Source organism: Sphingomonas zeicaulis, from assembly GCF_050433225.1.
In the GTDB taxonomy this organism is placed as follows: Bacteria; Pseudomonadota; Alphaproteobacteria; order Sphingomonadales; family Sphingomonadaceae; genus Sphingomonas_D; species Sphingomonas_D zeicaulis.
The window spans coordinates 211,991-225,970 of record NZ_JBNPXQ010000003.1 but is presented as its reverse complement, the minus strand read 5'-3'; the positions used below and the strand labels follow the sequence as shown (position 1 = coordinate 225,970).

At 66.6% G+C, this 13,980-nt stretch carries 14 protein-coding genes; 6 read left to right on the top strand and 8 right to left on the bottom strand.

Going from position 1 to position 13,980, the window contains the following annotated elements:
• Positions 1-18 precede the first annotated feature (18 nt).
• Positions 19-840 (bottom strand): transporter, encoded by an 822-nt coding sequence (locus FHS96_RS13780; RefSeq protein ID WP_429592312.1) that lies wholly within the window; start codon positions 838-840, stop codon positions 19-21.
• 104 nt (positions 841-944) lie between these two features.
• On the opposite strand from FHS96_RS13780, the gene FHS96_RS13775 reads away from it, so the two are divergent.
• The 3 genes from FHS96_RS13775 (at position 945) to FHS96_RS13765 (ending at position 2,708) form a co-directional block, all read left to right on the top strand.
• A complete protein-coding gene (locus FHS96_RS13775; protein WP_429593062.1) occupies positions 945-1,337 on the top strand; it encodes a nuclear transport factor 2 family protein in 393 nt (130 codons plus the stop codon).
• A gap of 135 nt (positions 1,338-1,472) precedes the next feature.
• Positions 1,473-1,913: a GFA family protein gene (locus FHS96_RS13770; protein ID WP_429592310.1), complete on the top strand. Its 441-nt coding sequence runs from the start codon at positions 1,473-1,475 to the stop codon at positions 1,911-1,913.
• Between the two features lie 222 nt (positions 1,914-2,135).
• A complete protein-coding gene (locus tag FHS96_RS13765) occupies positions 2,136-2,708 on the top strand; it encodes an outer membrane beta-barrel protein (RefSeq protein WP_429592307.1) in 573 nt (190 codons plus the stop codon).
• Between the two features lie 63 nt (positions 2,709-2,771).
• Here the strand turns inward: FHS96_RS13765 and FHS96_RS13760 are convergent, their stop codons facing one another.
• The gene (locus FHS96_RS13760; RefSeq protein WP_429592304.1) at positions 2,772-3,140 is read right to left on the bottom strand and encodes a YciI family protein; all 369 of its coding nucleotides are present in this window, start codon (positions 3,138-3,140) and stop codon (positions 2,772-2,774) included.
• A gap of 521 nt (positions 3,141-3,661) precedes the next feature.
• On the opposite strand from FHS96_RS13760, the gene FHS96_RS13755 reads away from it, so the two are divergent.
• Positions 3,662-6,562, top strand: a complete 2,901-nt coding sequence (locus tag FHS96_RS13755) for a TonB-dependent receptor (protein WP_429592302.1) — start codon at positions 3,662-3,664, stop codon at positions 6,560-6,562.
• A 246-nt stretch (positions 6,563-6,808) separates the two neighbouring features.
• Here the strand turns inward: FHS96_RS13755 and FHS96_RS13750 are convergent, their stop codons facing one another.
• A complete protein-coding gene (locus FHS96_RS13750) occupies positions 6,809-7,198 on the bottom strand; it encodes a heavy metal-binding domain-containing protein (protein ID WP_429592299.1) in 390 nt (129 codons plus the stop codon).
• 153 nt (positions 7,199-7,351) lie between these two features.
• Here FHS96_RS13750 and FHS96_RS13745 point away from each other — a divergent pair, with 153 nt between their 5' ends.
• Positions 7,352-7,987 (top strand): hypothetical protein, encoded by a 636-nt coding sequence (locus FHS96_RS13745; RefSeq protein ID WP_429592296.1) that lies wholly within the window; start codon positions 7,352-7,354, stop codon positions 7,985-7,987.
• A gap of 2 nt (positions 7,988-7,989) precedes the next feature.
• Positions 7,990-8,472: a hypothetical protein gene (locus FHS96_RS13740; protein ID WP_429592293.1), complete on the top strand. Its 483-nt coding sequence runs from the start codon at positions 7,990-7,992 to the stop codon at positions 8,470-8,472.
• 108 nt (positions 8,473-8,580) lie between these two features.
• Here the strand turns inward: FHS96_RS13740 and FHS96_RS13735 are convergent, their stop codons facing one another.
• From FHS96_RS13735 to FHS96_RS13715, 5 genes are read right to left on the bottom strand one after another with little or no spacing between them, the layout of a single operon-like run.
• Positions 8,581-9,882 carry a chloride channel protein gene (locus FHS96_RS13735; RefSeq protein ID WP_429592290.1) on the bottom strand — a complete coding sequence of 434 codons (1,302 nt, stop codon included), beginning with the start codon at positions 9,880-9,882 and terminating at the stop codon, positions 8,581-8,583.
• A 2-nt stretch (positions 9,883-9,884) separates the two neighbouring features.
• Positions 9,885-11,078, bottom strand: a complete 1,194-nt coding sequence (locus tag FHS96_RS13730; RefSeq protein ID WP_429592288.1) for a class I SAM-dependent RNA methyltransferase — start codon at positions 11,076-11,078, stop codon at positions 9,885-9,887.
• On the bottom strand, positions 11,069-12,463 hold the full coding sequence (locus FHS96_RS13725) for an NAD(P)H-hydrate dehydratase (protein WP_429592285.1): 1,395 nt from the start codon (positions 12,461-12,463) through the stop codon (positions 11,069-11,071). Before FHS96_RS13725 ends, FHS96_RS13730 begins: the two co-directional genes overlap by 10 nt.
• Positions 12,460-13,173 carry an N-formylglutamate amidohydrolase gene (locus FHS96_RS13720; RefSeq protein ID WP_429592282.1) on the bottom strand — a complete coding sequence of 238 codons (714 nt, stop codon included), beginning with the start codon at positions 13,171-13,173 and terminating at the stop codon, positions 12,460-12,462. The genes FHS96_RS13725 and FHS96_RS13720 overlap by 4 nt, the downstream gene beginning before the upstream one ends.
• Positions 13,170-13,937 (bottom strand): enoyl-CoA hydratase/isomerase family protein, encoded by a 768-nt coding sequence (locus FHS96_RS13715; protein WP_429592280.1) that lies wholly within the window; start codon positions 13,935-13,937, stop codon positions 13,170-13,172. Before FHS96_RS13715 ends, FHS96_RS13720 begins: the two co-directional genes overlap by 4 nt.
• Positions 13,938-13,980: the final 43 nt, after the last annotated feature.

The following is a 13,980-nucleotide window of genomic DNA, read 5'->3' as shown; positions in this document are numbered from 1 at the left end:
AGCAGATCAAGGCGCGAGCTAGAATTTGCGGGTGAACCCGAACGACAGCGCGATGTCCGGCGCGTCATGGTCGATTCCCGCCACCGCCTGGACGTCGATCTGCGTCATGTCGGCGGGCTGAGCGGCGAGGGAGAGGGCGGCGCTCGCCATCGTCGCATGCGCGGACGGATCGCGATCGGCAAGGATCTGGACCTCCGGCGTCAGAGTTATCGCGTCGGTCAGGCTCACGCCGAGGCCGACGGCGGTCCCATAGGCGAGATGGCGTCCGGAACCGTCCTCGTCAGCAGCGGCGTCGACTTCGGGAGAAAGTTCGACGGAGAGCGTATCGTTGAGCGTGAAACTGGCCGGCACGACCAGCCCTGCGCCCCACGTGCCCGCGCCGACGCCGTCGCTCCCTGTTGGCAACGTGACGAACGGCAGCAGCGCGATGGCAAGCCCCGGCGTCGTCTCTGCGGGATGACGCAGGTTCTGCTTGAGGCCGATCGTCACGTCGCCGGTCCCGGATGATCGCTCGATCGCACCGCTCGAGCGGTCTTGCGTCCGCATATGGCCGAAGGCGGTCCAGCCGAGCCTGAGTTCGGTGGTCGCGCCGAGACCGTAGCGCAGCAGGATATCGCCCGCCTCGATCTCGTCGCTGCGTTCGTCGGGCTGGCGGACGAGGGTCCAGCTGGCAAGGCCGATTTCCGCCTGCAGCCGGCCAGGGTCGACGGTGCAGGGGGAGGTGTTGAGCCCCGGACGGTCACTGCACAGGTCGCGCGTCGGTTTCTGTGCAGCCTCCTGCGCAAGCGCCGGGGCGGGGATCAGCGTGAGCGAAACAAGGGCAGCAAGGAGCGGCTTCATCGATGACCCCACGGTTTGCGATCGCCCAACGTACCTGCGCCATTGCCGTTCCGCGCGTGTCGCGCGCCATTGCGCAAAGCGGCCCCACCCGCCAAGGCTGTGGAATGACCGCCTCTTCGCCCGACATCGCCATTCGTCTGCGTCGCGCCGCATTCAACCGCGCCCTTCTCGACGCAGACCTTGCCGCTATCGGTCCGCTGCTCGCGCCGCATGCGATCCTCGTCACCGGCACCGACAGTGCGGTGCTCGCCGGCCGCAAGGCGCAGCTCCTGGCATGGAAACGCGAATTCGCAGCCGTTGCGCGCACCATCTATGTCCGCACGCCGGAAACAATCACCGCCTCGCCGATCGAGCCGATCGCCCTCGAACAGGGCCGATGGGAGGGGGTAAGTGCCGGCAATGGAGAGCGGCTGGCCTGCGGCATCTATTCTGCGAAATGGCGTTGCATCGGTGCCGACTGGATGCTTCTGGCGGAGATCTACGTCACCCTCGGCTGAGGGGTAATGGCGGCTCCTGCAGAGAGACGGCCGGTCTGTTCACCGAGCCTTGCGGCTGCTGACGCAGTCCTGGCGCGCTTTGCGCCGCCGCCTGCGGCGTCTATGGATCGGACACCTGGTTTCTGGAAGGATGTCATGCCTGTTGTCGGAGGATGCCGTTGCGGCAAGCTGCGCTACACCGTTGAGTTGGAAGCGCTGCCGCCCAGCTATGCCTGCCATTGCCTCGACTGTCAGACGTGGAGCGGCAGCGCGTTCGCCCTGCATGCGCTGCTGCCCGAATCCCTGGTGATCCTGTCGGGCACGACCGTAGATTTTGGGATCGACTCAGACGAAGCGATGGTTTCCACCCAAATCGCGTGTCCTGCCTGCATGACGCGGATCGCCAACCGCAACGATGCGGTGCCCGGCATGCTGATCCTCCGCTCCGGCACGCTCGACCGGAGCGATGAGATCATACCGGTCGCCCATATCTGGACGCGTCGCAAGCAGCTCTGGCTGGACATCGGCGATGCGCCCAGCTTCGCGGAAACGCCGAGTCCGGCGCAATTCGCGGCGGCGCTCCAGCGGGGCACGTGACACCGGGCGGCGGCACTTTGATCATCTTCCGACGATCTATGGGCGGTAAGCACAAATGCGACGCATTCCATGCCTTGCCAACATGCCGCATATCGGATTGAATTTCATGTGAAAAGGGGCTGGACGACGTCCGGTCTCTCCCTTATCGGCGCGCTCGTTCGGCCTCAATTGGGGTCTGTCTTGGCCGGACACCTGAACATCAGGTTCTATTTGGGGGATTACATGAAGATCTATCTGCTTGGCGCCGCCGCTTTGGCGAGCGTCCCCGGTGTCGCGTGCGCGCAGGAAGTCAGCGCGGACAATTTCGACGGCATCCGGATCGAAGCGCGCCTCGGTTATGAAACGCCGACCGTCAGCGAGGATGGCGACGTCTACAAGATCGGCAGCGCGGTTTCCTATGGCGGCGAAGCCGGCGTCGATTTCAAGCTTGGCGACCGTGTCGTCGCCGGCCCGTATGCCACCTATGAATTCTCCAGCGTCGAACTGTGCGACGGCCGCGACTGCCTGAAGGAAGAGGGTAATCTCGGTACCGGCCTGCGCGTCGGCTATGCCGTTTCGCCGAACGTCCTGGTCTATGGCAAGCTCGGCTATGCCAGCATCAGGTTCAAGGTGAACGCCGGCTCCCTCAGCGCGAGCGCCAGCAAGGGCGGCGTGCAGGGTGCGATCGGCACCGACGTGAACTTCGGTGAGAAGTTCTACGGCTTCGCCGAGATCAACTATGCCGATTATGGCAAGTTCTATGGCATCAACCTGCAGCGTCGCCACGTCGCGGCTGGTGTCGGCTTCCGCTTCTGATCGCGGACCGACGATGATCGAGGGGGCGGCTGCGCTGTGCGGCCGCCCCCTTTTTCACTGCGGTCACGGCAGGTCGGCCAGTTCGTAGATCGGCCGGATTTCGATCTCGCTGGGCCCCGCCATCGGATTGGGGCAGCGTTTCACCCAGGCCACCGCCTCGTCCATATCCTTGACCTCCCACAGCCAGAAGCCGGCGACCTGCTCGCGCGCCTCGGCAAACGGGCCGTCGATCACTGAGCGGCCGGGGCCATCGAAGGCGACGCGCTTGGCATCGGACGTAGGCTTTAGGCCGTCCGCCATCAGCAGCACGCCGGCCGCGCGCAGTTCGTCGTTGAACCGGCCCATCGCCTCCATCATGGCGTCGGTCTCGGGTGTGCGCTCGAAACCCTTCTCGCTGTCTTCGGTCGCTTTCACGAACACCATCACACGCATGGACTGTCTCCTTGGTTGAGCCGGCCGTACCGGCCTGACAGGGAAACGACGAACGGGGCAGGGCGAAATCGACAGCCACCCGCAAATATTCTTGGGCCAGTGCTCAGCCGCCGCGGGCGGCAGGGTCGCATGCGCTGCGGCGCACCGGCGTTCGGCTCGTTTTGTCCCACATCATGGATTGGCAAATCAACTATTGCGAATCCTCCGCTGTCATGCCTAGATCAAGGCATAAGATAATGCGCCCATGATGGCGTGGGGATGTGAGGAGGATGAGCGGCCGGAACAGGCGCGCGAGACAAGGTGAAATCGCAGGCTGACTTGGCCACGTGGCAATAAAGCGCCGCGCCGATCCTGTCTGTCTGGCTGACACGCTGCGCCGATCATTTGCCGTTTCAGCTTCGGTTGCCGCTTTGACTGGGCAGCGCCGGGCGATGAGCCATGCCTTTGCCCTGTCGGGCTGCTCGGCGCGGCTGCTCGAGCGTCGCGCCGAACGATCGACATGCCAAAGGGAGGATAAGGCAATGAATTTCGCGAAGTTGGCGATCACGCGCCATGGCGCATCCCCTGCAGCGCTTAGCGTGGCGCTGCTGTGGGCATCCGCCGCATCCGCGCAGGCGCCGCAGAGCGATGCGCCTGCGCCGGCCCAGCAACCTGGCAGCGGTACCTCGTCCGAGGTCTCCAACGAGAAAGTCGATGACATCGTCGTCACCGGCATCCGGCAAAGCCTCGCCGACGCGCTGAACGCCAAGCGCGATTCCGCCCAGGTGCTCGATGCGATCTCTGCGGAGGATATCGGCAAGTTTCCCGACAAGAATGTCGGCGAGGCGCTCCAGCGCGTCACCGGTGTGCAGATTACCCGTGCGGGCGGCGAGGGATCGGGCGTCTCGATCCGCGGCGCGGATCCCGCGCTGAACCGGGTCGAGATCAACGGCCAGACGGCACTGGGCACCGGCGCCGGCGTCGCCAGCCGCTCCGTCGAGTTCCGGGACATCCCCGCCGAGTTCGTCAGCCGGCTGGAGGTCGTGAAATCGGCTACTGCCGACATGACCGAGGGCGGTCTCGGCGGCACCGTGCGCATCATTACCCGCCGGCCGTTCGATCGCGGCGCGGAGAATGGCTATCTCGCCGGGTCGGCGCAGGTTGTCTACACCGATGTCGCGCATCGCTTCGATCCGAAGTTCGCGCTGATCGGCAGCAAATTGTTCGCCGACGACACGATCGGCGTGCTGCTCTCCGCCACCTATGAGAAGCGCAGCCTGTGGTACGATCAGGCGCGCACCACCGGCTGGCGCCAAATCGAGGCGGTGCAGCCCGCCACGCCGACCGCGCAAAACTGTCTGAACGGCCGCAACCAGGCGCGCTGCGTCGATCTCGATGGGAATGGCTTCGGCGACTTTTTCCCTGATATCCCGCGCTACGTGATCAACCGCGACCTCACCGAGCGCTATGCCGCCAACGCGATCGTCGAATGGCGCCCGTCCGACAGCATACGCGCCTTCGTCGAAGGCACCTACACGCGCGGCAAGCAGACGCTGAATTCGCAATTCCTCGCGCTCGGCACCGTCCAGGCGATCACCAATGGCGGCGTCGATATCGCCAACACCGAATTGGGTGAGGATCAGACCGTCAGCTATGTCGAGTTCGACAATGGCGTCGCGCGGCCGGGCGGTCTCAACGTCAATTATCGCAATATCCTGGGATCGATCGACCGCCAGCAATACAGCCTGCAGGCCGGGCTGGACTGGAACGTCACCGAGCGGTTCAAGCTGCTGGGCCGCGCCGCCTATACGCGTGCCCGCGCCTACAACAATGAGATCAACACGTCAGCGACCGCGCAGACGCTGTCGGCGGTCATTGTCGACTATTCGGGTTCGCAACATGCGCCCAACATCATCACGCCCGGCCTCGACGTCACCGAAACCGCCGGGATCACCCAATTCTCGATCCTGCGCCGCCCGCGCTACAACATCCAGGTCGAGAAGAATTACACGCTCAACGCCGAATGGGATGTCGGAAGCTGGCTGGATTCGGTGAAGTTCGGGGCGCAGAAGCGCGATCTGAAGGTCACCAGTCGCTTGTTCGACGGCACCCGCACCTACAATGGCTATGTCGCCGCGACGCCAGGTCTCGGCAACATCACCAACGCCAACTACAATACGGCGGACCGGCCGGGGGCGAGCGTGGCGGTCGTGCAGTCGACCGCGTCGAACGCGGCGATCCTCCAGCAGATCCAGGATATCGTCGGCCGCGCCGACCTTGGCGATCACAACTTCTTCCACACCGGCAATCTCGGTTTCGACGGGATCTCGCGCTGGCTGAACCTCGGCAATGCCGTGGCCGACGCCGCCGGCATTCCCGATCCCTTCGTCAATGTGAACCCGGCGGACACATGGGGCGTCGACGAGAAGAATCTCGCCGGTTACGCCTCGGCCAATTTCGCGCTCAAGCCGGCCGGGATCGAGATCACCGGCGTGGTCGGCGCGCGCGTGGTGAACACGCGCACGAGCACCCGCGGCTTCATCGTCGTGGGGCCGACCGCCGCGACGCCGACGTCGCCCGCCGCACCGGGCCGGATCGATCCCTTCTCCTCGAAGGGCGAATATACCGAGTTCCTGCCGAGCCTGAACCTGCGCGCCGCGATCGTGCCGGACAAGGTGATCCTGCGCGGCACCGCGACCGAGGTGATCGCGCGGCCCTCGCCCGCTGATCTCGCACCCCGCTTCACGCTCGACAATGTCGGCTTCTCGGGATCGCGCGGCAACCCCGAACTCGAACCCTATCGCGCGGCGCAATATGACATCGGCGCGGAGTGGTACATCAGCAGCACCAACTATGTGTCCGCGACCTTCTTCCGCAAGGACATAAGCTCCTTCGTCGACCGGACGACCGCGCCGGAGACGATCAACGGCGTGGTCTACACCGTCAGCCGGCCGATCAACGGCACCTCGAAGGTGCAGATCAACGGTCTCGAACTCGGCAGCCAGTTCGCCTTCACCTTCCTGCCCGGCCTGCTTAAGAATTTCGGCATGCTCGCGAACTACACCTATTCGAAGGACAAGGGCTACGATCAGAAGGATTATTTCACCGGTGAGGCGCTGAGCTTCCCCGGCCTGTCGCGCCACAGCGTCAACGTCTCGGGCTATTATGAGGACGACACCTTCTCTGTCCGCCTCTCCTACAACTGGCGGTCCCGCTACCTGATCGCCGCGCTCGATCGCGGCAACAACCCTGCGATCGGCGAGGCTTTCGGCCAGTGGGATGCGTCGTCGAGCGTCAACCTCACCGATCGCATCGCGCTGTTCCTGGAAGGCGTGAACCTGTTCCACGCACAGCGCGTGGAAAACGCCAACAGCATCTACCGGCGCAACATCATCGAAACCTATGGCCGCCGCATCTACGCCGGCGTGCGCGCAAAGTTCTGAACGGCGGAAGGCATGGCGCCCTCAAGGGAGGGGCCATGCCTCAGTTCCGCCGAGTGGCGTTAGCGTTTAAAGGCCATTGCTCGTGCCGTCGCTGAAGCACTTCGCCAGGTAAAGGGCTAAACGCTACGGGCGTTCCAATGCTGCGATATGGCCGAGCTCGCCGACGCAGAGCGCGGCCATGCTGTCATAGGACGTCCGATGACAGCATGGCCAATGTCGTGAACGATTCGAGCGTCGAAGTTGAGCTTACCGCTGCGCCGTAGCGGCGGGCGCAGTTGTGAACTTGATCGCGGTTCCCGTGGCGTTCGTCTTTCCCCAGCTGAAAGCGCTGACGTGGGAGTCGCCATATTTCGCGTTGATCACCGCATCAGCGCCCAGCTTTTCTGCGCGCTCCCACAGTTCGCGATAGACCTTGCCCTGCGATGCTTCCTTGCTGAATACAGTCGCCTTGCGAACGCCTGCCTTCACTTCGCCGACCACGGTGTAGGGGCGATCCGTAATATCATAGGGAAAAACGGGCACGCCGACGTCTTCATTGACGACGACATACTTCTTTTCTTCTTTTTTTGCAGCGACGAACTGAGTCGGAAGCGTAGCCAGCAGCGCACCGGCAACCACGTATTTAAGAAGCTTCATGATGCATATTCCCCCAAATATCCCTCGCGCCTTCTGCCAAAAATTCCAGACGTGTCAATGGGGCCTAATCTTCGACGGCGATTATTGCTTTCTTAATCTAATCTGGCAAGAAGAGGGCGGGGTGTGATTGGGGGGCTTATGAAAATCAGGTTGATGGCAGCCATCGTTGCCGCTTCTTCGGTCAGCGCGGCGCCGTGTGCACTCGTTGCGCAGGATGTCGCGACTGCGGTCGTTCCCACGCCGCCCGTCGAGGCGTCCGCTATCGCGCCGATACCTGCTCCGGCGCTGCTTATGCGGCGCGACACGCCTGTAGTCCTGATGGCCGTCAGCGAGGTCAGCACGGCGGACGCTAAGCCGGGTGCCCGTTTTCGCCTGCGAGTCAACGAACCGATCGTGATCGACGGCAAGACGGTTGTGCCGGTAGGAACGCCGGCATTTGGTGTCGTCATGTCGGCAACCGATTCTGGCGGGTTGGGCAAGTCGGGTCGGATGTCAGCTAAACTGTTGCACATACAGTTGGGCAATGCCGAGATTCCCCTTGAAGGCGAAATGAGCGCGAAGGGGACCGGCGCAGGTTCGGCCGGCATGGCCGTATTGTTTACAGGCGTCGCCGGCCTGTTCCACCGGGGCAACAATGCGAAGATCAAGGCAGGTGAATTGCTGAGCGGCTTCGTAGCCGAAGATGTTTGGCTCGATACTGTCGCGGCGCCAATCGTTCGCGTGAGCGCGCCTGCACTTGCACCCTCGCCACAGCCCGTGGCGGCGGTACCGGTCAGCGGCAGCCGCTGAGCATGCCGATGTCGCTACGAATTGGCCTCTCGATCATGTTTACAATGACCTGTGCGCCCGCGCTTGCGGAAGAGGTCATGGTCTCATCCGGTACATTGATCCGTCTCGAAACGACGAAGCCCTTGTCGAGCAAGACCAACGTGAAAGGCGACATGGTTGCCCTCCGTACGGTTGAAGACGTCAAACTCGGCGATCGAATCCTCATACCTCGGGGAACCGAAGCCATGGGGCAAGTCGTCGATGCGCGCGCGAAAGGTGCGATGGGTATGTCGGGCCGGCTCACGCTCGCGCCGCTTTATGTGCGTGTGCGCGGCCGTACCGTTCGACTTATCGGGCAATCGGCGGACAAGGGCAGTGTTACTGCGGGTGCAGTAGTAGGTATGGCCTTGCTGAGCCCCGGCTTTACCGGCCGAAGCGCCGAAATCGCCGACGGCACGCAGTTCGCTGCATATGTCGATCGATCCACGATGGTCGAAGTCGAGTAGGCGGACACTGCGAGCGCGCGGCGGGGCGACATGTTCGTTGTACCCAGTTGTCATTCTGCTGGCTGTTAAACCGGATCGAGATGCGCAGTCGATGCATCTGACTGCATATCATTCTTTTCTCAGATCCGCCGGCGCCGTCGCCAGAAATGCCCGCGAGAGGCCGTGGTACAGCCGCTCGCGGCAGACGAGGCCGCTGACCGCGTCGGCGATCAGGGCGGTCAGGAAGAAGGGCATGATCATGCCGCGGCTCGCGGTCGTCTCGCTGACGATGATGATCGCGGTGAAGGGCGCGCGGACGACGCCGGTGAAATAGCCGACCATGCCGAGCAGCACGAGTGCGCCGGTGGGGGACTGGGGGAAGAATTCCGTCAGAACCTCGCCCACACCCGCGCCCACCGCCAGCGACGGCGCGAAGATGCCGCCCGGCGCGCCGCTCAACGTCGTCGCCAGCGCCGCGACCAGCTTCGCCGGGGCGAACCAGGCGAGGCCGCCATGGCCCTCGACCAGATGGCGCGTGGTCTCGTAGCCGGTGCCCCAGGTCGCGCCGCCGGTGACCACGCCCAGCACTGCGACGACGAGGCCACAGCCCGCGGCGAACGCGATCGGTCGCGCGCGAATTGCCGCGATCGCGGGCGCGGCGCTCTGCCCGAACGCCAGCACTGCGCGGGTGAACAATCCGCCGAGCAACCCGCCGACGATACCCGCAAGCGGCGCCGCGAGCAGCAGGTTGTGCAGCTTCATCGTGTCGCGCATCGCGCCGAAATAGATATAGTCGCCGGCGATCCCCAGGCTGGTGAGGCCGGCGATCATCACAGCGCCCATCACCAGCACCGCCACTTTCTGCTCATAGGCGGCGGCAAGCTCCTCGATCGCGAAGGCGACGCCCGCGAGCGGCGTGTTGAACGCCGCCGCGACGCCCGCCGCGCCGCCCGCGATCAGCACGCCCGCGCCGATCGGCACGCGCAGCAGGCGATGGACGCCCACCATCAGCGCGGCGCTGATCTGCACGGTCGGCCCCTCGCGGCCGACCGACGCCCCCGACGCGAGCATCGCCACGGTCAGCAGGAACTTCGCGATCGCGACGCGGACCGAGACGAGGGCGTTGGACCAGCCCGTGCCCGGCGCGCGCCCCGCGGCGATCACCTGCGGGATCCCCGATCCCTTTGCTTCGGGCGCGAACCGGCGGGTGATCCAGACGACGCCGGCGAACACCAGCGGCGTCACCAGCAGCGGCGCATAGGGGAAGCGGCCGACGAGCGATGCGAACAGCCGCTGTGCGCCGTCGCCCGCCTTGGCGAACAGCAAGGCGGCAAGCGCGAGCAGCACCGCCCCGATCAGAGTGGCGATCCGGCGGCGAGCGGTATCCAGTCCATCACCGGGGATCCGCTCACGCAGCGCTCGCCACGACATTTTCACCTTACAAAATGTCCCACCAGTTCCGCATGCGTCGACCAGCGGAACTGGCCGACCGGCATCACCTGCTCCAACCGATATCCGCCGGTGACCAGCACCTTCGCGTCGCGCGCGAAGGTGGCGGGGTTGCAGGATGCATAAGCGATGCGCGGCGGGCCCGCCTTGGCGAGCGCAGGCATCTGCGCCTCCGCGCCGCTGCGCGGCGGATCGAGCACCACCGCCTCGAAGCGTGCGCATTCCTTTTCGTCGAGCGGGCGGCGGTAGAGGTCGCGGTGGTCGGCAAAGAGCTGAAGCTGCGCCCGCGCACCGGCAGCCTTGAGCGAGAGCACCGCATCCCGCGCCGCCTCCGCGGCGTAGACGCGACGGCCTTCGGCCAGCGCAAGCGCAAAGGTGCCGAGCCCGGCGAACAGGTCGGCGACGACCGTCGCGTCACCGATGCCTGCGCGAACGGCGGCGGCCAACGCGGCCTCGCCATCCTCGGTCGCCTGCAGGAAGGCAGCGGGGGGCAGCGGCACGGGCACGCCACCCAAGGTTGTCGTCACGGGCTCTGGTTCCCACCGCGTCTGCGGGCCATAGCCGTCGTCGATCGCGAGGCGGGCGAGCTCATGCGCGCTAGCGAATGCGGTCAGCGCCTCGGTCGTGTCCAGCGTCGCGGCTTCGATGCCCTCGATCAGCAGGTCGACTCCCTGATCCGCCATTGTCATCCGCACCTCGCCGCCGCGCCGGTCGGGCAGCAGGCCGGCGAGCAGCTTGCGCAGCGGCGCGACCAGCGCGAACAGTTCGGGCCGCAACACATGGCATTCGGCGACGTCGACGATGCGGTGGCTGCGCCCCTCGTTGAAGCCCAGCAGCACGCTGCGTCCGCGCCGTTCCGCGCGCAGCGAAGCGCGGCGGCGGCTGAACGGCGGCGAGATGTGCGGCGGCAGGATCGGCGACTCGAGTTGCTGGCCGGAAAGCGCCACGGCCACCCGGTCGGTCAGGAACTCGGCATAGCTGGCATCGTCGAGATGCTGGAGCTGGCAGCCGCCGCAGGTGGGGAAGTGGCGGCAGGGCGGCTCGGCATGGTGCGGGCCGGGGATGATGCTGCCATCGTCGCCGATGCTGTCGCCGGGGGCGGCGAGCGCGAAGAAACGGCCATCGGCGGTAACGCCATCGCCGCGGGCGGCGACGCGAAGAATCACACTCACAAACATTGCTCCAATGCGCGCGGCAGCGCCGCGGCGAGATCGTCGGCGATCAGCGCGGGTCCGGCGATCCGCGCCGCTTCACCATGCAGCCATAGCCCGGCGCAGGCGGCATCGAACGCATCGAGCCCGCGCGCGCGCATCGCCGCGATCGTGCCGGCCAGTACGTCACCCGTACCCGCGCTGGCAAGCCATGCCGGCGCGGCGGGCGCGATCACCGCGCGGCCATCGGGATGCGCGACGATGCTGTCGCTGCCCTTCAGCAGCAGCACCGCGCCCGACGCCGCGGCGCCGGCGCGCGCGCGGCTGAGCCGGTCGCCGGCGATGCCGGGGAAGAGTCTGGCGAACTCGCCCTCATGCGGGGTGAGGATCGCGGGCGCATCGAGCGCGGCGAGGCGCTTCAACCCCGGCTGGCCGAGCAGCACCAGCGCATCGGCATCGACGATCAGCGGTCGCCCGCTGCCCAGCGCCGCCGCGACGATCTCGCGGGCGGCGCCATCGCGGCCAAGCCCCGGCCCGACCACCAGCGCACCGACCCGCCTGTCCTCGATCAACGCGTCGAGCGGACGATGCACCAGCGCCATCGGCCCGCCGCCGGCGCCGTTGGATAGCGAGACATAGCCGGCACCGGCGCGCTGCGCGGCGGTGGCGGCGAGCAGCGCCGCGCCCGGCATCGCGCCACCCGCGACCGCGACCATGCCGCGGCTATATTTATGGTCGCCGGCGGTCGGCGCCGCCAGCCGCGGCCGCGCAAGTTCGCGCAGGCGCGCGGCGTCGGTCGGGATGCCGATCTCGCCGACGACGACGCGGCCGATATGGTCCGCCGCCGGGCGCAGGCGATGCGCGGGCTTGAGCGCGCCCAGCGCCAATGTGAGGTCGAACCGGGGCAACCCATCGGTCAGCACCGCGCCATCATCGGTGGCGACACCGCTGGGCAGGTCGACCGCGATGGTTACCGTAGCCGCAGCCGCCAGCGCCGCAAGCTTCGCCGCGACCGCCGCATCGAGCCCGCGGGTAAGGCCGGTGCCGAACAGCGCGTCGACCAGCACCGTCGCCGGCGCGGCATCGGCAAATGCCTCGAGCGCGCCGCCCCAGCCGTCACGGGCTTGGCGCGCGGCATCGGTGCGCGGTTCGGCGAGCGTGGCGACGCGGACGTTCATGCCCAACTGGCGGAGCAGCGCGGCGGCGACATAGCCGTCACCGCCATTGTTGCCGGGGCCGCAAACGATCAGCGTGTCGACCGGGCCGGCATGGCGCCAGACCAGTTCGGCGAGCGCGGCGCCGGCGCGCGCCATCAGCGCCTCCACGCTCATGCCGCCATCGAACAGCACCTGTTCTGCCGCGCGCGTCTCACCCGCCGTCAGGATCGGGCGCCCGGCGTCCCATGCGCTCACGCCAGAGCGTCCCGCGCTGCGAGGATCGCCGGCGCGAGCAGTCCGGCCATGCGCGCCACGCCGGCGGCATCGCCCACCAGATCCTGCCGCATCTCGATGCCCAGATAGGGCGTGCCGCTGCCTTCGCCGTGCCGGTTCATCGTCGCGTTGAGCAATTTACCCGAATAGGGAAGCTGGTCGCCGATGGTGAGGCCAGCCGCCTCCAGCACCGGGATCGCGATCCGCGCGGCGCGGTCATCCTCGTTGTAGAGGATCCCGACATGCCACGGCCGCGCCTCCTCGGGTCGGCTGGCGAGTTGCGGCGTGAAGCTGTGCAGCGAGACGAGCAGGGCAGGGCGCGTCGTCGCGATCCGCTCCGCCACCGCGTCATGATAGGGCCGCCAGAAGCGCGCCACCCGGCTCTCGCGGCCGTCATGATCCAGCGCATTGCCGGGGATGGCGTGACCATCGCTCGTGATCGGGATCAGCCCCGGCGCATCTTCCTCGCGGTTGAGGTCGATGACGAGGCGGGAGACCGTCGCGAGCACCGCCGCGCAGCCCAGTGTCGCGCACAGCGCCTCGGCGACCGGTGCGACGCCGATGTCGATCGCGACATGCTGATTCAGCAGCGCCGAATCGATGCCAAGCACCACATCCTCCGGGACATGCGCCGAGGCATGATCGCCGATGATCAGGATGCCGGCGTCGCCCTCGACGATGCGCGGGCTCATCCCGGGAACTCCGGCGAGCGCTTCTCCGCCAGCGCCGCCATGCCCTCGCCGCACTCGGGGCTGCCGAAGGCGTTGTCGAACAGCCGGTCGCCCAGCGACACATCGCCATCCGCTTCGATGAACGGGTAGAAGTCGGTCACCATGCGCTTGAGCAGCTTCACGCTGGAGGGCGCATTGGCGGCGATCGCCTGCGCGAGTTGGTCGGCGGCGGTCGCGGCATCCGCCGCGACGCGCTCGACCAGCCCGATCCGTGCCGCCTCCTCGGCGCCGATCGCGCTGCCGCTGGTCAGCAGCAGCATCGCCTGCGCCGCGCCGACCAGTTCGGTCAACCGGTTCACGTCGATGGCCGGATAGAGGATGCCGAACCGCGCGGGCGGGATCGCAAAGCGCGCGGTGGGGGAGGCGATGCGCATGTCGCACGCCATCGCCAGCGCGACGCCCGCACCAAACGCCCCGCCCTCAACCAGCGCGATCGTCGGCATCGGCAGGTCGGCGATGCCGTCCAGCGCGGCGCGCATCGCCCGGCGGAAGGGCGCACGGGCGGCTTCGTCGTCATGCAATGTGGCGAGCTGCTTGAGGTCCGATCCCGCGCAGAAGGTGCCGGGCACCGCCGATCGGATCAGGAGCACGCGCGCCGGCGCGGTCGCCAGCCCGGCGGCTGCCTCCGCCAGCGCAGCCCAGTCGGCGAGGCCAAGCGCGTTGCGGCTGCCAGCGCGGTCCAGGGTGAGGCGGGCGACGGCGCCCTCATAATCGAGTTCGATCATGGCACAGCCTGTTGCCCGCAAAGTCGCCGGATGTCACGAAGGA